The following is a 22,156-nucleotide window of genomic DNA, read 5'->3' on the forward strand; positions in this document are numbered from 1 at the left end:
TAATTAGTTATTAACTATAAATTTATAAAATTCATTAGTATTTTCTATGGCATCCTTTATGACAATCGTGATCATTATATTTTTTCTCGCATTTAGTAAATATAGTAGCACATGCATTTCCTGTAATTTGTATTATTGGTTGCAATACATCTAATAGTACTTCATTTGAATCTGGTGCTTGAAAACGAGTCGGATCTTCAGGGTTAAGTGCAAAATTTCCTGATGCTAAATTTGCAATGATACCTGTTGCCTGACTTGTAATTGTTGCTGAGAATACAGCTGTAACTGTATCACCTGTGTTTAATGGGTCAAAGGACCAAGTAACCACACCATTAGTGCTGCCACCACTATGAATTAACGTTCCTAGTGGAACAGATACAGCAGATACAAATGATAAATCATTTGATAAAACGTCTGTGATTATTACATTATAAACAGGGTTAGCTCCAGTATTCGTAACAGTCAAACTGTACTCTACGGTCTGATTTGGGAATCCACTTATAATCATATCAGTAAAACTATCTCCCCTAGATACATTTCTCGCAAGTTTAGTTATTTGAATTGAACTATCAGTAACATTTACCTGCGCCGTAGCACTCTGAGGCTCAGCAGGTGTGTTTGGGTCTATAAACCAACTTACATTACTTACATTAATTTGTGTTTCAATAAGTGTTATAGGATCCACATTTGCAGAGACTATTAAAGCTTCAAAGGTATATTTAAAAGTTACTGCTCCAGCTGTAGCATCTACAAATGGTATTACAGGGAAAGTTATTAACTGACCATTAACTGAATCAGGGATTACAGGTACACCATTTAATGTTGCATTATCGTTATACTGCTGACCTACATTCAGTGTATCAAAAAGCTGAACATTATATGCTAAAGTACCGCTAGGAATTGTTAATGAAACAGTATAAGTTACCACATTTCCTATAACAGTATTATTTATATTAGAACTTTTTGTAATCTGTATATTAGGATAATTCTGTCGCACCTCATTTGTATCAGTAGGACCAAACTGGATTGGAGTCGCTATATTACTTCCATAAACATAGTTAGCAATATCTGTATCAAAACCTCCTGCTCCAACTCCTGGAAGTACTTGTATATCAAATTGTAATTGATATATAGTATTGGGTGGTATAATAGCAATCACCCAGGTAACAGTTCTGGTAATGGCATTGTAAGTTACACTGCCTGCTGAAATCTGTTCTATTCCCACAAATTGTTCAAAAGGTGAAAGCACATCTGTTATAACTACATTGTAGGCAGGTGAAGCGCCTAAACTAGTTGCCTCCAGTTGAAACCTTACTATATCCCCAGTATTTACCGAAATTGGTATTGTTCTAAATCCAGTTCCCTGAGTAACATTACTTTGAGCTTTTATTACAGACAAGGATGGATTATTTACTGTAATATCCAAGGTTGCTGTTAAGGGAGTCGCTGGAGTACCTTGAGGGTCTGTTTCATAGTTAACATTTGCATTATCGGTTTGAAGTTGGGTATATGGTGGTGACGTATTGCCTATTACTACCCTTGCCTCAAAAGTAAACTCAAGTGTTACTTGTCCGGCGGTTGCATCAATAATTGGTAAATCTGGGAAAGTAATAGTTTGCCCAACTTGCGAAGCCGTTACGGGACTTCCTCCTATAAATGCATTACCCACATAATTCTGCTCAGGAGGCAAAGTATCTGAAACTACAACATTATAGGCTATTGTTCCATTTGGTACAATTACTGATAACGTATAAGTTATAATATCTCCTAGCTCCACATTACTACTAGAAACTGTCTTAGTAAATTGAAGCGTTGGCAAATCTGCTAAAACTGTATTTGAAGTTTTAGGCCCATACTCAATTTCTGGTGGTGGATTTGTGGCATCAAACACTGCTGTAAAGAAATTTGGAATTGTGCTTGCAGTACCTCCCCCAGGCAAAACCAAAGCCGTAACTATAGCATTATAAGTTATTATAGGTGGCGGTGCTAATATGGAACTAATTGCCCAAGTAACTGTATTTCCATCTACAATTGCAGAACCTGCATCAGTACTAACCGAAATAACTTGTAGCAATGAACTAAAAGTATCATTAGACACTACATCAAATACAGTGTTCGGTCCGGGATTTGTAACTGACAACTTATAGTATATTAAACTACCTACTGAGGTTTGAATTGGAGTTTGGACATATGGGCCTGCTATATTATTACTCTGAGTTTTTACTAAAGTAATGTCACTATTTGTAACATAAACTGTGGCATTACTACTCTGAGGCGTTCCAGCTGGTCCTGTAGGACTTAAATCCCAATCCACTATTGCAGTATCAACTTGAGCTTGCTGAGGTCCTGGTCCTGTTATACTATTAACAGTTGCAGAAAAAGTATAGAGCACTGTTATAGCAGCTACCGTAGCATTTATTATTGGTATAATTGGTGTTACCAAAGGACTTGTTGTTACTGGAACCGTAAGAACACCATTTACTCTTAAACTTCCTGTATTATAAGTCTGCTCTGGAGGGAATGTGTCTGTAATTTTAACATTATATGCAATATTTCCAAAAGGAATAGTCACTGCCACGGTGTAACTTACGATATCTCCAACAAACACTGCATTTTTATCTACGCTTTTTATAATTTCAGGAACATTAAAGTTAAATGCTACCTGATTAGATAATGTTGGTCCAAGCGTAGTAGGGTTAGTACTAAAGGTATCATATAAAGTTGATGATTGATCAACTACAGCTGTGCCCGGTGCAGGGCCTACGTTTACAGTAACCCTAAACACAAGAGTTTCAGACGTTCCTGCAATAATCGGACCAGGGTTAATTGTCCAATTAACGCTGGGTGGAGGAGGAGTTACCACTCCTGCAGATACACTTGTCAAACTAAGATAACTCAAAGTTGGGTCTAAAGTATCTGTAGTAACTACATTGTATGCATCTCCTGCTCCATTATTTGTAAGTCTTATTCTATATTCTACTACATCTAAAGCAGCTATACCTATAAGTGGAGCTGTTGAAAAACTACCTGCTGGCACTAACCTCTGCTCCTTTAATGCAATGATATGAGGTGAGCGTATTTCTACATCCTTAGAATCAGATACCGATGCAAGCGGTCCAAGCGGCGTGATACTCCATTGTACATCTGCTATATTTGTTTGTGTTTGAGTGTAAGGTGGTACTGTAGTACCTGCAATTACAGTGGTATCAAAGGTATATATTAAAGTTAAAGGTCCAACCCTTGATGGTAGATTGTCTATATAAATCAATTGATTTGGTGATGCTACAAGTGCGCCTGTTGGTACTGGTGTTCCACTAAAACTTAATGGCACATAATTTTGCCCAGCTGGTATGACATCTGTAAACGTTAAGTTATTTACAGCTACTCCACTAGGAAGTGTTACTGTTAGAGTATAGTTTATTGTGCTTCCTATAGCAGCTACACTAGTATTGGCTGTTTTTGCAAATGCAATCAAAGGTATATCTATAACAACATTATTTGAATTCTCATTATAGGTTATTGGATTTACATCATTAGAATCATAGGTAGAAGTTGCACTATCAGGTATGCTGTCTCCTGCACCAATACCGTTATTTATACCTATTTGAAATTCATAAACTGCATTTGAGCCATTATTTAATTGAGGTATATTCCAAGCTAAGGTTCCACCAGGCCCTGGTAATGGCGGTGTAACTATGCCTGAAGTAGGTCCAAATATTCCCCCTACAAAAGTAATTTTACTGCTGAGTATATCAGTTAAATTGATATTAAAAGCAGGCGAAGCTCCATTTGAAGCTATTGTAAATCTGTAATAAATAATATCTCCTGGAAAGCCTGCAATATCTGAGGTTGTATAACTTCCACCTGTACTTACATTCCTTTGCTCTTTTAATATAGTTATATTAGGAGTCCTTGCAGTAACATTAACAGTAGATGTCCTATTTATTCTAGGACCACCTGAGGTACGTCCCCAATTAATATTTGCTGTATCCGTTTGAGTTTCCTGGAAAGGTGCGCTGTGTGTAGCACTAGTTATTCTGGCTATAAATGTGTAGGTAAGCGTCCTTGTACCTAAGCTTGCATCTATATTAGGGTTAGTTGGAAAAGTGATAATCTGTCCTACTACGTTAGGTACAACTACTACTATTGGGCCTATTCCATCTTGCCTTGTTGCCGGTCCGATATATGTCTGACCAACAGGTAGCGTATCCGTTAATATAGGGGTATAGGCTATAGTTCCATTAGGCACAGTAAAGACTACTGTATAGGTGATATTATCCCCGATTTCTCCTTGGGTAGGAGATGCAGTCTTTACAATTGTTACAGCTTGAGCTACAAGCTGGACAGTATTTGTGTTTATTGGTCCATAACTTATACCAAAACCATTATCGTTTGTGTTATATATAAAAGAAGCATTATCTGGAATTCGCCCATCAGCACCTACCCCACTAAGTGTGGTTACAGTAAAAGTAATAGTATCACTGGCTCCTGCAGCAATAACCGGTATATTCCAGGTTATGGTATTTGCTAGTGCAGAGGCTGATCCATTGGTTGTAATAATAGAACCCGCATTAAATGATAAAAGTGGATCCAATACATCCGTTATAACTGAGTTAAATGCTGATTCAGCTCCAGTGTTCGTTACCGTAATTCTGTACTGTATAACATCACCCACGTTATAGTTCACATCAGTTGTTGTAAAAGCCCCTCCAGTTGTCACATTCCTTTGCTCTTTCCTACCAGTAAGGTTAGGTGTTCTTACTTGAAGAATAGCTGAGGTACTAAATGGCATGGCTGGAGTGCCTACATTATCAATGTCCCATGCTACAGTTGCATTATCAGTTTGATTTTCAATAAAAGGTGGAACCTGAGTCCCATTTACAACTCTAACATCAAAGGAATAAAGTATAGTCACAACAGCTGCTGTGGCATCAACAAAAGGAATAGTTGGAAAGGTTACTAATCCTCCTACAACCGTTGGTATTATTGGTAATCCATCCTTAGTTGCATTGCCTATAAAACTTTGAGTAGCTACAGGAAAGTTGTCTGTAACTTTCACATTAAAAGCAGTAGTTCCAACAGGAACTGTTACCTGGAGTATATAAGTCACTGTGTCCCCTATTTTAGCTAATATAGGTGCTATAAGCTTTGTCATTATAATTCCCTGGGCTCTTAAAGTTGTTGATGCAGTAAATGGTGCTCCTGGAAACTGGTAAGATCTATCCGGCTGTGAATATGGCCTTTGAAGCACTGCATTATTTATATAACTTTGTCCACTAACAACTGTCGGTGATACTAAAACAGTATAATTTAAAGTTAAACTCTCTCCAGGGGCAAGTTTATTAACTGTCATGGATACATTTTGCAAAGCAAATACAGGAGTTGAATGAGTTCCCGTTCCTGTAACACTAGAGGAACCTGTATAGATAAGTCCTGTAGGTATTACATCTGTAAAATCCATCTCAAAGGCGTCTGTTACATCCCCTACCAAATTTTGAGGATTAGATATTGTAACTGAATAGGTATAATTTTCACCCGCCTTTATAGCATTTACATCAGGTCCAGTAACTGTTTTGACAAAGTTTATATTAGGCTGACCAAATTTTACCTCTACTTGATCTCTACTGCTATATGCAAACCCTTGTGTATTTATACCTGAAAGTTTTGCAAGATTGTTGTTTACTCCTACAAAATCAATATTGGCTACTGGAATTATAAAATCAGCAGTCCACAAGGTGTTACCAGGTACTGTTCCTAAAAACCACCTTAAACCATTTGGAGCTACAGTAACCGGAATAAATGGTCCGGGAAGTGTTCCACCATAAATAACTGGGAGTGCCGCTGTCAATGGTCCCATATTCGGTGGTGCATATTCATCTACTTGCACATCTCGTTGCTCTGCAGTTATTCCTACAGCGCTATAGGTTATTTTAAATTCCACCCCATCTCCCGGAGCAACTACATCAATTGTTTTAGGAGTTCCATCTTTATAGAAATAGTTAATTATCTCTTTTGTAATACTTGATATAACTATTTCTAAACTTGCACTAGAACTATCAGGCGTGGGTGTTATAGTTGTTTGGTTTATTCCATTAATAATAACACTGTTGCTTATTCCATCTGCAGCAACAACAGGACCATCTAAATAGTAATTAGTGCTTGTTGTAGTATTAAAAGTAATACTACCTGTTGTGCCTGTAGTAAGCAGTCCTAGGTTCCATGTTAATGTTGTGGTTCCGTCAATATTTCTTGGTGGATTAGGATTAACTGGTGATAAAGATGCAGAGCCTACATTATACTCCTGACCATCACTTATGGTATCTGTTATAATAACATTTCCTACGTTATCATATTGGTTTACTCTATATGTCAAGGTATAATTATTTGTCACATTAACATCTGTAACAGGTGATGGAGTTGCGCTTTTATCTATTGTTATATCCATAGCGCTTGTCACAGTTATTCCCTGAACTGGTCCAGATAATCCAGTTAATGTAGCAATATTTTGCAAAGGCGTCATATGAGGAATTTTCGCACCACTATTTTCAGTACAAGCTATTGTATAGTTATCCCATATAGCAGCATTAAATACAATTGTATTTACACTAGATGGTGACAGTACGACAGTTCCCCAGTCAATAGTTACGAAATCCTGACATCCCGGTCCCACCGATGGAATAGTTACTGTAGGCGACGAAAGTATTACACTATCTGGCCCTGTTACTAAAAGAGCGTCAAGATATCTCACTCCATTTGGTAGATCATCAATTAAAGTAACTGTAGAAGGCTCACGACTGTTATTCTCCACAGTTAGAGTATATTGATATGGCCAAAGAGGTGATGCATTAGGACTTAAGAGTCCAGCCCCTTTTGGTATTTTACCTGGAGCAGCTTTTGTAAGAGTGTATCTAAGTGGTATAAATGTAGATGAATCAGTTTTATTTATTTCAACGTTTCCAGGATCGGCATTCCCTCTTGGGAGAGTATCTACTGTTCCTATAAGGTCAACACTTGTAAGTGGTACATCAAAAGGAACTGGTAATCCAGTATTTCTAAAGAATTCATCTGCTTTTAGTACAACTCCAAGTAGGTACCCAATTTCATTGGGTGCCAAATCTTTTATATTTATCCAAGTAAGGATGAGGGTGCCGCCTGGTCCATTTGTAATTGTAGTTGGAGGTATTGGACCACCTGCGTAAGAAACCCCATCAGGTAGCGTAAGAGTTGCTTTTAGGTTATACCCTCTCTCAGTAAGGCTTGTATTTGAAAAAGACAAGTTCACATTGCCAGTAAATCCAACCGTCACGCTTATTGGTGAGGGCGATATGCTTACGTTAAAATCAGCAGGAGTTATTGCCATAAAAAACACTTCCTTAGTTTTATTATAAGAATTACAATATATTGTATTCTAATGCAATAAAATTAGTACCTATATAAAATTTTCTTTCTATATTAAGAATATCAGGAGTGTAGTATCTACCTCAAAACGCTTATCCTTTAGAGGCGTAGTTAATTTACTCTCTTCTATTATATTAAATTCAGGTTGTGCAGAGTGACAAATCACCTTAGGAATAACTATTGATGTTGAAAACCCTTTAACAAATTTTTCACAACAAACTCTAGAAAATTCTTTGTCAATATAGGTTATATTATATTTTACAGAGCCTATAATTAAAATCTTGGACCCTGTTAAATAGTTACCTTCTTCTGAAATGCCTGTAGGCGTATCTACAATTTTTGTTTTAATTATATTTACTTTAGTAGAAATCTTTATTAAATCTTTATTACAAATACATGGATTCTGAATTTTAAATTTATTTGAAACATTAATTTGTTTAAACAATGTATTTTTAATACTGGTACAGGTCGTATTTGTTTTTATGGTAACCCTTATTGGAGGTTTTTCTAAATTGTAAACATAATCATAAGTTATAAAAGCACGATTTTTTAATATTAAATCTAATGTTAATGGTAAAACTACAACTTTAAATGAGATAAAACATTTAGAAAATGGTTTTAGTGTTCCTAAATAGAATCCTTTATTGGGATCTGCTTTCTTATTTTTTATCCAGTTTACTTTAACAGAACCACATATGAATTTGACACCACTTGGAACAATATCTTGGAAAAAAATATTAGATGCATAATACATGCATTTGTTTTTTAAACAGACAGTGTACGTAAGAATATCAAATATGCAGGCAGCAGGTTTATCTACTTTCTTTACTGCCACAACTAACTTTTCTATAATTACTGTTTTAACAACATTACTAAAGATGGTATTACATATTATTGGTCCTGGCGGTGATAATTTATAATTAAAATCCACTCTACATTGATTTATTACTTCCATATATTAATTATCTGCCTAAGGATTATTCAAGTACTGTATAAATATTGAAACATTAAAAAATAACTTGTGTTTATTAATGAGAGTGGATGTAACATCTTCAATCATATATTTAAATCTAAATATACCTTCTTTTTTTGTACTACCTGGTACTATTATGAAAACTGAAAATGGAACAATTTCATCAACATGAAATAAATGGTCACATATATAGGGGATAAAAAAATACAATGTAAATATTACATTCCCCAAAATAAGAAGTTTTTTGCTAGATAGATGTTGACCCTCAAGGGAGGTTCCTTTTATTGTATCTATTACCTTGCAATTATTTATGTCAATGCAAGCATTGGAATTACTGATAATTATTGGTTTACCAAAATTTGTAGGCGTATAAATACTTCGTTTTACATTGAAGTCTGTAAAAAATTTTATTTCTTCATTGTCATTTTCTTCTTTATAATCCAATTGTTTTATAACCTCAAAATGAATATTATCTTTGCTTATCATCTTAATCAAACATCCTCTTTTAAGTAATTTAAAAATGATATTTTATATTATTTTATTCAATAAGAATATATTTGTTCGTAAATGTAATTTAATAAAATGGCTAACACCAAAGTATATTGATGTTAGCCATTTTGATTTTATATTAAATTATTACTTGTACTTTATAAACCACCGTTACTATTTCACCCGGTTTAATTGTATTAAGAGGAAATCCTGCTGCTGGATTGTAGGTTGGCTGAGGTGTTCCATTTACAGTTACTGAGCCAATTACAAATACAACATTTGCAGGTGTTGGGTCTAAGAAAATTACATTAGTAGCATCTACATTACCTATATTTGTGATTACAATAGTGTAAGTGAGGTTTTCACCAATAGTTGCAAATGCCTTATCAACTGCTTTGGTTACACTTAATTTACCAAGAGCAATATTCGTTGTGGTAATGTTCGAAAATGTGGTTTTGCTAAAAGGAGGTTCTTTAGGATCTACAAGATACTTAAAAGTTAAAGTAGCCTCATTAGTCACTTTACTGCTTACCGGAACAGAAGTCACAGTTGCAGTAAATATAACATTTACCACCCTACCTACACCAATATCTCCAAGGCTAAAGCCCACCGTTGGGTTAAAATTAATTTGAGGTACTCCATTTACCAATACTGAGCCAAGATTAAAGGTTGCACCTACAGAAGGTGTATCATAAAACATAACATTACTAGCAATAACATTACCTGTATTAATTGTATTAATTGTAAACGTTAATATATCTCCTAATGTAGCAATAGATTTATCTACAAGTTTAGTAGCTGTAAGCTGACCTAATACAACATTAGTAGTTACTGTATTTGAAAAATTAGTTTTTATTATAATAGAACCATTCGGATCAATTTTGTAACTAAACTGTACTTGTGAAGTATTTGAAACTATTGGTGGCAATGGTAACGAATCTATTCTTACATCAAATTCAACTATAACTACCTGAGCTGGTCCTAAATTATTTAGAGGAATTCCCACTGTAGGATCAAGTAGAGGATTCACTACACCATTAATCCTTACAGTACCTCCAACAAATGATACTTCCTGCTGTAGGTTATCAGTAAATATTACATTAGATGCAGTAACGTTTCCAGTATTAGTTATTGTATTCGTATAAGTCAAAGTGTCTAATACATTCGCATATAATTTATTTACAGATTTAACTATAGATATATTACCTACATTTACTGAAGTGGAAGTAGTATTTGAAGTAGCACTTATTTGATAATTAGGTCCTGCTGGGTCAATTTTATAAACGCCATTAGCTGTAGCATAGTTTGTAACCACAGGCGGTACTGGTAATGATGTTACTGTGGCTGTAAATTTAATTGTTGAGGTATTTCCTGAAATTAAGTCTGGAAGATTAAATCCAACTATTGGATCAAAAGTTGGTCTAGGAATGTCATCAACAATTACTGTACCAGTGTTAAATGTTGCTCCATTTGATAATATATCAATAAAAAATAGTTGATTTACAGCTGTATTACCAGTACTTGTAACAACGACTGTATAGTTTAAGGTATTTCCTATTGTTGCATAGGTTAAGTCAACTGTTTTTGCTAATTTTAAACTAGCAAATCTTATATAGGTTAAAACTGTATTTGATCGTGTTGATTTAGTATAATCTTGACCATTTGGATCAATCTTGTAGTTGAAGGTTGTAATAGCATAATTTAGTACCGTAATCTGCGTAGGCACCGTTGTTACCGTTACCTTAAATGATACTATTAGACTTCCCAAAGTAGGGATTGTTCCTAGATTGAAACCTACATTAGGGTCATAGTCCACATAACTTTGACCATTTATAGTTACTGAACCTGTGTTAAATGTTACATCTGATTGTAGATTATCTAAAAATACTGCATTAAGCGCATCAACATTTCCGGTATTAGCTACAACCACAGTATAGGTTAATATATCATTTAATGTGGCATAGGTTTTATCTACTGATTTAGTAAGTGTCAATTGTCCCAAATTTATCTGGGTAGTTGCAACATTACTATTAGTTTGATTAATAATGTCAGGTCCTGCTGGATTAATTCTGTAAGTGAAAGTTATATTTGCTATATTTGAAATTAATGATGGCACTGGGACAGATGTTACAATAGCTTTAAATCCAACTATAGCAGAGTCACCGGCACTTATTGTACCTAAAGTAAAAGAATTAAATGGATCTAAGCCTGGCTGAATAACACCGTTTATTGTAACAGAATCTGTTACAAAGGTTGCTCCCGTAGGAATAACATCTCTGAAGTTTACTGATGCCGCAGTAACATTTCCTGAATTTACTACATTAACAGTATAATCTAAAGTATCACCAGGCGTTGCATAGGCTAAACTTACTGCTTTAGTAACTGTGAGCTTACCTAAATTTATTTGGGTTGCAACAGTGTTACTTTGGTCTGATACATTTATTAATGGGTCGCTAGGATCAATATAGTAACTATAATTTGCATTTGCAGTGTTATAAATAATTGAATTTAACGGAACAGATTTTACTGTTACAGTAAATGAAACAGTAGTTATTATAGCTTCTGCTATATCTGCAAGGCTAAATCCCGTGTTAGGATTTAACGTTGGACTACTTACACCATTTATAACCACAGATCCGCTATTAAATAATGCATTTGCCTGTATAATATCTTGGAAGAAAATATTTGAAGTTGTTACACTACCTACATTCTGAAGTGTAATAGTATAAGCCAATATATTTTCAAGGGTAGCATAATCTTTATCAACAGATTTAGTAATAACAAGCTTTCCTAAATTAATGAAGGTAGTTACACTGTTAGAGTTAGTAGTTATCGTTACTGTTGGATCTGTAGGGGTAAGCTGATAACTAAAAGTTACTGCAGCAGTGTTAATGATAGTTCCACTTATTGGTAATGAATCTACTTTAATCGCAAAACTAACTAGGTTTATTGCATTTGGAATTAAATCAGGTAATGGAAAACCTACATTTGGATTGTAAGTGTTTTGTATTACACCATTTACTATAACCGATCCAGTAATAAATGAAGTACTACCTGGAACTAAATCTTTGAACGACATATTTGTTGCATTAACAGAACCTGTATTTTTTATACTAACTGTATATTCTATAGTGTCATTAACAGTTGAATATACTTTATTTGCAGATTTTGTTACAGTAATTTCACCAGTAGCAATATAGGTTAAAACAGTATTGGTAGTTATTGTTACTGGAATTAATGGTTGTTGTGGATCTATTCTATATTGATAGTCTATAGTTGCAAAATTGGGTACAACATTATTTGTTGGCCTTGTTAAAACAGTAGCGTTAAAAGAAACTGTAGTAGTTCCAAGTGCCACTAAATCAGGTAATGAAAATCCTAGGTTCGGATTAGCAAGTGGGCTAGGAGTTCCATTAATAATTACTGAACCTGTATTAAATAAAATATTACTATTTAGTAAATCTGTAAAAAACACACTTAGAGCAGGCGTATTGCCTTCGTTTCTAAGAATAAAAGAGTAATTTAATATATCTCCAATTTTGGCTGTACCTTTATCTACTGCCTTAGTAGCAGAAACAATAGTATCATTAACATTAACTGTGGTTTGATTAGAAGTTATTGTTTTTGTTGTTGGGGTACCTAAAGGATCAACGTAGTATGAGAAGGTTGCAGAACCTGTATTTAAAAGGGTTCCACTAGTTGGTATTGAGTTTACCGTAACTGTGAATTCTATAGTTGTAAATTGACCAATTCCTATATCACTTAATAAAAAACCAGAATTCGGGTTAAATAATGGCTGATTAACTCCATTTACAAACACAGTACCTGTATTAAATGAGGATTCGGCTTGAATAACATCTATGAAAGACATATTTTGTAACACTGTGTTTCCTGTATTGGTTATTACAAAATTGTACTTTACAACATCTGTTATTCTTGCAAATGTTCTGTTAGCAGCTTTAGTTATAGTTAAATTTCCTAAATTTATAAAGGTGGTTACAGTATTACTTGTTACATTACCAATAATTATGACTCCTGATGGGTCTATATTATACTCGTAATTTAGGAGTGAATTATTTGTTACAAAACCAGCAAGTGGAACACTACTAACTGTTACCTTAAATTCTACAGAAACTGATTGATTTGGAATTATAGTTTCAAGTGTAAACCCTGTATTTGGATTTAAATTTGCTTGAGCTTGACCATTAATCTTTACAGACCCTAATATGAAAGTAGTATTTAATCTAGTCAAATCTGTAAAAAGTGTATTTATCAAATTAATATTACCATTATTCTTTATAACCGAAGTATAGGTTAAGGTATCAGCAACCGTTGCATATATTTTATCTACAGTTTTGGTATTTGTAACAGTAACATTATTTATTGTGGTTGTTACAGTATTACTTGTTATATTTCCTATAAATTCTGTTCCGCTTGGGTTAATCTTATAACTGTAGGATAGTGTACCACTATTAATTATAGTGTTAGGAGTTGGAAGACTAACTACAGTAACCTTAAAGGTTATTACTCTTTCTCCACTAGGTGGTATACTGTCTACGCTAAAACCAGTATTCGGATCAAGGCCAGGTTTTGAAACATTATCAATCACTACAGAGTTTATATTAAAGGTAGCAGCACTTGGAATTATATCTTTAAATATAACATTATTTAAATCCACAGTACCTGTATTAGTAGCTTGAAAAGTGTAGGTTAATACCTCACCAATCGTTGCATATAATTTATCTACTGCTTTTGTGAAAGTTACTGTAGCAACATTTACTACTGTAGTAACATTATTACTAGTTATTGTTTTGCTTATTGGTGGTGCTAGAGGGTTAAATAAATAATCAAATATTACGGAGCCGTTATTTATTAGAGTATTAGGTGATGGTACAAAATTTACTAGTGTATTAAAACTTAAAGAAACTACCTGCCCTGCTGTAAGTGAGCCTAAAGTAAATCCAAGCTCTGGATTATAGGTTGGTTTTGGCAAACCATTTATTATAACCGTACCTGGTATAAAACTAGACCCTATAGGGATAACATCAAAAAAGTTTGTATTTGTAGCTGTTACATTACCAATATTTGATACATTAAAAGAATAAGTTAAAGTATCACCAATGGTAGCAGAATTTCTATTCACAGATTTTGTAACTCTTAAATTTCCGTTGACAATATTGGTTCTAACTTCATTTGATTTTGCACTATCTGTTATAACTTCGCCACTCGGACTTAGCTGATAGGTATAAACCGTATCTGCTGTATTTGCTATAAACCCTGAAGGTGGTACTTCATTTACGCTTACCCCAAATGATATTCTAGCAGTATCTCCCGGATTTAAATCACCAATAATAAAACCGGTTCTAACGTCATAACCTGGATAATTAATTCCATTTATGAAAACTGTTTGTGGATAGAACGTTAAAAAGGAAGACAAATCATCTCCAAATTTAACATTTCTTAACGTTACAGTACCTGTATTTACAATAAACGTAGAGTAAGACATGAAATCCCCAACTACTGCATAATCTTTATCTACAGTCTTGGTAAAAGTATAGCTCGCAACATTAATTATAGTTTGTACTGTATTACCTGTAGTCGTTGTAGTAATACTAACACCATTTGGGTCTGGCTTAAAGGAATAAACAAGCTCAGCAAAGTTAAGAACAACATTAGGAATTGGAACACTATTAACTAGAGCTTTATAAGTTACTACAACTGTGTTTCCAAAGCATATTGTTCCCACGCTAAATCCGACATTTGGGTTAAAACCAGGTTGTATAACTCCATTTATAGCAACACTATTTGGGATAAAAGAGGTTCCATTTTGTATTCTAGATAAAAATATAGTATTAAAAGCATCTATATTTCCTGAATTAGTTATCGCCACTGAGTAATATAAAATGTCCCCTATTGTAGCATAAGGTTTATCTACTGTTTCAATAAGATCTACTTTTACAAAGTTTGCTATTGTAGTTACTGTATTAGAATTTATTTCTGCATCAATCTCCGGTGAGCCTGGTTGAACTTGATATCTAAATGGCACATTAGCAGTATTTTCTATAACTTTATTGGGATTTATAGCATTTACTAACATTTGATACTGAATATCAGTTGATTGCTGTGAGGGAATTGAATTTATAACAAAACCAGTAAAAGGATTTAAAGTAGGTTTTGGTACACCATCTATTGTAACTGTTCCATTTACAAATGTTTGACCATAAACAGGTGGTTCAATTACATTTACATTTGTAGCCGTTATATTACCTATATTTGTTAAATTTAAGTTATAGGTAACAATTTCGCCTACCTCAGGATAATCATTACTGGTACATCTTGTAGCAACAATATCTGTAAATTGTATTTTAATTGGTAATATATTACTAAATATAGTTCTTGTTATAGGGAATGGGAATGCAGGATTAATAGTAGTAAATGTAACTCTAGTTGAATTATCAACTATTGTTGATGGCGGTAATGATAAAATATCTACAGAAAATATTATTCTTATAGAACCACTAACAGGTATATCAGAAAGTGAAAATCCGCTGTTAGGATCTAAGGTTGGTTCTGATATTCCATCTATAGATACAGTCCCTGTAACAAAAGAGCTATACTTACTTATAATATCTTGAAATAAAACACTTGTTACTGGGACCGTACCAGTATTTTTTACATCAATAGTATAATTTATCCTATCTCCAACTAAAGCAGTTTGAGTAGAAGAGGTTTTTACTACGGATATTGTTGCTGAAATTACATCTATAGTTATAACTTTTGTTGTCCCATAATTTGTTGTTGTAGGTGATCCTGAGCCAGATATAAATGAATAATTATAATCTACATATCCGTTTACGGTTTTACTCACAGGAAGAGAATTTACTCTTACTGAAAAAAGAACATTTGCAACTCCAGTTGGATCAATGGTGCCAATGTTAACACCTCTTGTTATATCCGCTCCTGGACTTACTACCCCATTTACCGTAAAAGAATTTGGAATATAAGAACAAGAAGAATCTAATATAGTAGATAAAATAAAGTTATTGGCAGCACTTTTACCAAGGTTGCTTATTTTTACTGAATATATTAATTGCTCTCCAACTTGGACTTTACTTGTGCTCTTTCCGTCTGGGTCATAAATATTAAAATCTACTATTATATCTGGAGCTATTGCATTTACAGAAGTAGCAGTCTCAACAATCATAACGCCATCAATAGTTCCACTTTCAGTTAATTGCACAGCTAACTGATTCTGATTTGTAACCAAAGAATTACTAAAGTTTATATTTGTTAAATCCCACTTATTTCTTCCCCCTGTAACTTGAGTAGGAACAAAACCATCATGATTCTTATTACCATTTGTACCACTAATATTAATAAGGCCCACGTTAGTGTCTATTGGGTTACAGATATTAATTTGTCCAGGGAAAAAGCTATTATATGGATTATTTGGAGAAGTTCCTGGATTTGGATTTGGTTCACCTACAGGATTTCCCTCTACAGTTAAATTTGCAAAGGATGGACCAGTTTTTAAAGTTTCTACTCCATTAAGAGGCTGTCCATTTGCACAAGCAAAAATTATATTACCCTTCAGATCAGTTTCATCACTAGAGGTAGCAAATCCTGTGATTGTTGTTTGAAATGGAGTAGTGTTAGTAGCAGGCCCTATTCCAGATAAAAAGATTATTTTTTTTGGAACAAAAACATCATTTCTATAAACAACAGTTAATGTCCACCCGGCTCTAGTAGAGGACAGACCTGATAGTGGCAAACTAGTTGGAATAGCTGATACAATATAGGTTCCACCTAAAGATGCCTTAATTATATTTGTTACATTTGTACTTCTAAATCTATCAATATTACCAGATGCATCTGTATAATTCTCTGTATTTTGTGGAGAAATCTGATTTATACCTAGAGGCGTAGTAAATGTTATAGGGTTATCTTGTATACTTCTAACATCTAATGACCCTGGAACATCAGATCTAACCGTAGAATACCATATTAATTCTGCATAAAGTATTGTGCTATCTCCCAAAATGCTTATAGTCCCATTACTACCAGCTGCTGCCCAATTTCTTGTAGTAGTGCCAGCGACTGTTATCATATCAGATGTGTTATCATCTATAGTTGTTGAATCACCACAAATCACTAAACTATTGCCAGTAGCATTTATAATTGCCTTATCAATGGCTGAAAAACGATTAATTAGTGTCAATTTTATTGACCTCCTTGATATTATCATCGTAATTTATACGTGATGATATCATAATATTGAATAATTATAAATTATTCAATATTATGTTATGAAATCTATGATATATAGTTACAATTTAAGTTTAATCATCTGCTGGGTCGCTAAAATGTCGTTAAAGATGAACCGTAATTAAGAACGAGAATATATTAATTGTAATCAAAGCTTATTCGAAAATTAAGGAGAGATATTATGGCCTCTGATATTTTAAATGTTACTGTAGACAAAACCGGAAATATTCCAATAATTTTAGGTGGGACAACTAATTTTACAATAAGTATTAAAAATCTTAGTACAAGCATTAGATTATATAATTTAACTATATTTATAACTACACCAGATGGATTAACTATTAGTACTGCTTCTCAAAGCATCACATCTTCCGTAAAAACTCCTGATGGTGGGTATTCTTATTCCTGGGTAAATTTAAAAGATTTAGCACCTTTAGAAGTTAATTATACTTTTAATGTAACTGTAAAATCAGGAACAAAATTTATAAATGGTACAACTATTCCTTTTGGATATATTTTTAATGGATTTAGTGTAAATTGTCAAGTAGATACTATGCCAAGAGGTATTTATAATATAGGAAATCAAAAAATTACTAGCGGTATTGTAATGAGCTTTAAGGCAGTAAGATTTTATAGTACAATTGGTACTCCTTCAAAAGTACTCAAAGGTGCAGGAACTTCTATATTATTAAATGACTATTCTAAGGTATATACCGCTAGCTGCAATTTAACTAACAATACTATTAGCACATCACTAGTAAATGTAACTATACTTCTTCCAGATGGAATTAGGTATATAGGTAATATATCTAATTCTGGTACTGATGCTAGCCTTTTTAGAAATCCTACCATTAGTACTGTGCTTATTGATAATAAATTATATACTCAAGTTTATTTCGGTGGAGTAGTATTATCATTAAGTAGTAATACTATAGTAAATTTAAATTACGCAGTATGGAATAAATACAATGATAATACAGGAAATTTAATATATCACGGGACCACATTTAAGCTTCTTATTACTATGATTTCTACAGAAGATAGTGTGAGTAATGACGTTAGTTTTAATGCAATGGATTTAATTATTACTACTTCTGTAAATAAAGTTACAACGGATGTACAACAAAGTATACAATATACCTATGTATATTCTGTATGTCAATATTATGATATTAAAAATATTGTAGTTAATTATCTACTACCAGATGGAATTAGCTATGTATCTAGTTCTACGCCACCTACATCTGCAATAGAGAACCCCACTCTTAAGGGTTTTGAATTGATTTATAATTTCCCCTTAGCTGTAAATAACTCTCAAGCTACTGTAACAATAAATGCTAAAGTAGATAGTTATTATAGATATAAATTAAGTGGCACTATACCATTACCTGTTGTTGCGTTTGATAACTTTAGAAGCATTGCAAATATTTCTGGAACTCTAATTCAACTTTTAAGCACCGTTACAGATAATGCATCTGCAAGTTGTAATATAAGTATTGGTAAAATAACAAAAACGTTTTTAAAGGGCTACTACCAAAACGGCGTTGCAAAAACTTTTAATACTTTAGCACCAGGCGATTTAGCAGAATATAGATTAACCTACGATTCTAGCACCTTGATAGCTATACAAAAGCAAGTATTCTTAGATGATTTTTTCCCACTCTCAGCTAACCCTATAGATAATATTGTATATTCTTTTACTGGATATAAACCCTTCGGACTTACTCCACTGTTAACTGATCCTCATGGAGTAAGCTTTAATTATGGAGATATTCCAGGAAAATCTTTAATTACGATAACATTTAAAGTTCCAATAAAGATATTAGGGTCACCTAGCCAAAATAATAATTTATTTAAACTTAGTGGAAGTAATACTGAGGGGTCCGCTTATAGTAGTAGATCGCAAGTGCTGATAAATATAGGAACTCCAAATATACAATTGACAAAATCGGTCACTGGTACAAACCCATCTTCTATAAAAGCAGGAGAAATCTATTCCTACACTGTTAAAATTACAAATACAAATACTTTAGGAACAGAAACAGATGCTTTCAACTTTCAACTTACAGATAGTTTGTCCGAGTGGTTTACCATTAATCAAAGTTCTATTAATATTACTGGAACGGGTAGCTATAAAACTCCTTATGTAGATGCACTTGGAATTCAACTATATATAAACAAACTAGCCCCAGGACAAAGTTTAACATTAAATTATAATGTTACTATAAATAATAATCTTGCGCCAGGCATTACTATTATAACAACGGCAACAAATACAAATCCATACTCGCAGCAAGATGACCCAACCAGTTATCAATATACAAATCAAAATAAAAGTGCTTCAGTCACTATACTTTCACCAACTATTACTCTAACAAAATCAAATAATTCTTCTTTATTCAAGGTTAATTCAATAATCACCTATACTATTACTATGACCATTCCACAAGGGACTTTAGTTTATGATGCTTTTGTAAAAGATGTTTTACCTAGTGGTGGACAAAGTTATACCGGCCCAGCCTACAGAAACGGTATTGTTATAACTCCAATTGTGTCAGGAACTTCTGTGACTTTTCCTAGTGAAGGATTTATAGATGGTCTTAACCAGTCAAAGACAATAACCTATATTTTAACTTGTAAAATCACAAATTCTAATAAAACCATTGGAGCTACAACCTCGGTTCAAACAAACAATTACCAAGTTCTATATAAACAAAAGTTAAGTGGAGCTTTTATTACCATAAGTAAGAATCTTTCTGTAACAATAAATCACCCTAATATAGTTTTAAATTTAAGCGCAAAAGATCTCACTACTTCTATAATATATACTCAAAATGGAAATATAAATACTAATTCTATTATGGAATTTACTTTAACATTTTTAAATAATAGTTCTATTTCTCTTGTAAATGGTAAAGTTGACATTCCATTAAATAATAATTTTTTCTTTAATTCTATTAATACTACGCTGTTATGTAGCGCATCTTATGACAGCGTTAATAAAAAAATAGTTGTATCAATACCAAGTTTAGGTCCAGGAATTTCAGGTCTAATTTCATTTACAGTATCTCCCGTGCCAAACCTTAAATCAGGTAGTACAATTACAACTCAAGCTGTTGCAGTACAATACTATAATGACATCTCAACGAAAGTTTACAGTGGTGAGAAGAGTAATGCACTTACTTTTAGTTTTGCTCCTGGAGTATCACTTTTACCAACATCTAATAAGATAAATGATTCAACATCCTTCCAAGTAACTCAGCCAGGATATATAGCCACTATGGCAAATTTATTTGAAAATACCGGTGGTGGATATGATGATTATACTTTAAAAATTAACGCTGTATCAATTCCATATACTCTAAGTATAGATAATATCAAAATAGCAGATATCTCCGCAAATATTCCCTATTCTGCTGATTTAGATATAATGAAGAACCTTGCACCATCTGCTTTGAGGACCATAACTATTACTTCCCTTATTCCGATAACATCACCACTTGGTGCAAGATATGATTTTGTAATAACGGCTCGATCTAAAACTTCTCCATTTCCAGAAAAAGCGGTATTAAATATAGACCCTAATTAATAAGATAAGATTATATTGTAAAATTCTCTAAAATAAAAAACACTCTGATTTTTAAATTAGAGTGTTTTTTATTATTGAATGCTAAAATATACTTCACCTTATGATATGTTTTACCAATACCAATTTAAATTATAATGTCTTATATTAACCTATAGGCAAAAGTGTCATATCTTTTAGACATTTAAATAGCTTTCCACTATTTACATCAACACAATAAGCATATTCATCATATGTATATTCATTTGTGTTTACCGTGTATAAATGATAATTTACGCCCTTAATATTTCTTTCTGAGTCATAAAGAATATGTAAGTCCGGTTCAAGTCTCACTTTAGATTTTACTATTTCTAAACCCTTTTCTTTAGATATCTCATAATCAGTTAGTTTATCACGACTAATATTCACAGCCGAACTTTTCATTATATTATTATTTTTTTCAGCCATTACAGTTATCGTTCCTAAGAAACCTGAAAAAATACTTAAGCTAATTAAGATAAGTGGTATCATCCCTTTTTTTATATTGTTTAACATTGATGTCCCTTCCTTTCATATATTTATAGCCTTCCTAACTGCATATAAACATATACCATATGTCTTGTCCGAGTATTATTAAACGCTTATAAAATTAAGCAAAAATGTACCAAGTCGATAGTTATTTAACTATCGACTTGGCACATTTAATCCACTATTTAAATATCATAATTTTTGCATCAACACCTATTGCTTTTAATTTTTGAACTTGGTTTTCAGCATTCTTTCTTACCGAATAAGAACCTTCCATAACTCTATAAATAGCTTGTCCAATCTCTGTTTGAGTTGGCACTAAAGGTTCAACATACTTAACACCAACCTTGTCCAAAATAACTTTTGCTAATACTTTTATAATTTCATTTCTTTTTTTATTAAATAAATTATTATCGTCTGTATTATCAATGAATCCTATTTCAATTAACACTGATGGTGCTTTGGTTTCCCTTAACACATGAAAATTAGCTGTCTTTACTCCTCTGTTTACAAAACCCAATGCTACAAGTGAACTTTGTATTCCCTCTGCAAGAACTTTAGCCTTTGCTCCTTGATTTAAATAAGTATAAGTCTCAACTCCCTTAGCTTTCTCTGGCTGAAAAGCATTTCTATGAAATGATATAAAATAGTTATAAGCATTTTTATTTTCAAAATTGCTTCTTTCGCTAAGGCTTACCGCAACATCACTCCTTCGCGTTTCATCTACAGTAATTCCACACTTTCTAACTTCAACAGCTATTGCTTTGCCTAAACTTAATACATCATTACTTTCTTTTCTTGCCTTGTAGCAAGCCCCACCATCTTTTCCTCCATGTCCGTAATCAAAACATAATCTAGCCAAGTTAATCACTCCTCTCATTGTGTTTCCAATAGATATATATGCCACAATGAAATTTTGTGCATAATTTTATAAAAAA

General features: G+C 33.1%; 7 protein-coding genes. 1 reads left to right on the plus strand and 6 read right to left on the minus strand.

What is annotated here, in order from left to right; translation table 11 throughout:
• Nucleotides 1–34: 34 nt before the first annotated feature.
• The 4 genes from KPL38_RS02220 to KPL38_RS02235 form a co-directional block, all read right to left on the minus strand.
• The gene (locus KPL38_RS02220) at nt 35–7,360 is read right to left on the minus strand and encodes a DUF11 domain-containing protein (protein WP_216286332.1); all 7,326 of its coding nucleotides are present in this window, start codon (nt 7,358–7,360) and stop codon (nt 35–37) included.
• Between the two features lie 87 nt (nt 7,361–7,447).
• Nucleotides 7,448–8,353 carry a DUF11 domain-containing protein gene (locus KPL38_RS02225; RefSeq protein WP_216286334.1) on the minus strand — a complete coding sequence of 302 codons (906 nt, stop codon included), beginning with the start codon at nt 8,351–8,353 and terminating at the stop codon, nt 7,448–7,450.
• A 15-nt stretch (nt 8,354–8,368) separates the two neighbouring features.
• Nucleotides 8,369–8,857, minus strand: a complete 489-nt coding sequence (locus KPL38_RS02230; protein ID WP_216286336.1) for an SPOCS domain-containing protein — start codon at nt 8,855–8,857, stop codon at nt 8,369–8,371.
• A gap of 142 nt (nt 8,858–8,999) precedes the next feature.
• Nucleotides 9,000–17,078: a CLIPPER-2 domain-containing protein gene (locus KPL38_RS02235; RefSeq protein ID WP_216286339.1), complete on the minus strand. Its 8,079-nt coding sequence runs from the start codon at nt 17,076–17,078 to the stop codon at nt 9,000–9,002.
• 228 nt (nt 17,079–17,306) lie between these two features.
• Here KPL38_RS02235 and KPL38_RS02240 point away from each other — a divergent pair, with 228 nt between their 5' ends.
• Nucleotides 17,307–20,714 carry an isopeptide-forming domain-containing fimbrial protein gene (locus KPL38_RS02240; protein ID WP_216286347.1) on the plus strand — a complete coding sequence of 1,136 codons (3,408 nt, stop codon included), beginning with the start codon at nt 17,307–17,309 and terminating at the stop codon, nt 20,712–20,714.
• Between the two features lie 144 nt (nt 20,715–20,858).
• Here KPL38_RS02240 and KPL38_RS02245 read toward each other — a convergent pair whose 3' ends face one another.
• Nucleotides 20,859–21,245 (minus strand): hypothetical protein, encoded by a 387-nt coding sequence (locus KPL38_RS02245; RefSeq protein WP_216286349.1) that lies wholly within the window; start codon nt 21,243–21,245, stop codon nt 20,859–20,861.
• Nucleotides 21,246–21,399: 154 nt separating this feature from the next.
• Complete coding sequence (locus tag KPL38_RS02250; protein WP_216286351.1) at nt 21,400–22,080, minus strand: N-acetylmuramoyl-L-alanine amidase; 681 nt, start codon at nt 22,078–22,080, stop codon at nt 21,400–21,402.
• Nucleotides 22,081–22,156 lie beyond the last annotated feature (76 nt).

Origin of the sequence: Clostridium psychrophilum, from assembly GCF_018861705.1 — a bacterium.
GTDB classification, from domain to species: domain Bacteria; phylum Bacillota; class Clostridia; order Clostridiales; family Clostridiaceae; genus Clostridium_AD; species Clostridium_AD psychrophilum.

Bases quoted from the DNA above. Each gene is read 5' to 3' on its own strand.
- KPL38_RS02220 (WP_216286332.1), bottom strand. From the start codon at position 7,360: ATGGCAATAACTCCTGCTGATTTTAACGTAAGCATATCGCCCTCACCA.
- KPL38_RS02225 (WP_216286334.1), bottom strand. From the start codon at position 8,353: ATGGAAGTAATAAATCAATGTAGAGTGGATTTTAATTATAAATTATCA.
- KPL38_RS02230 (WP_216286336.1), bottom strand. From the start codon at position 8,857: ATGATAAGCAAAGATAATATTCATTTTGAGGTTATAAAACAATTGGAT.
- KPL38_RS02240 (WP_216286347.1), top strand. From the start codon at position 17,307: ATGGCCTCTGATATTTTAAATGTTACTGTAGACAAAACCGGAAATATT.
- KPL38_RS02245 (WP_216286349.1), bottom strand. From the start codon at position 21,245: ATGTTAAACAATATAAAAAAAGGGATGATACCACTTATCTTAATTAGC.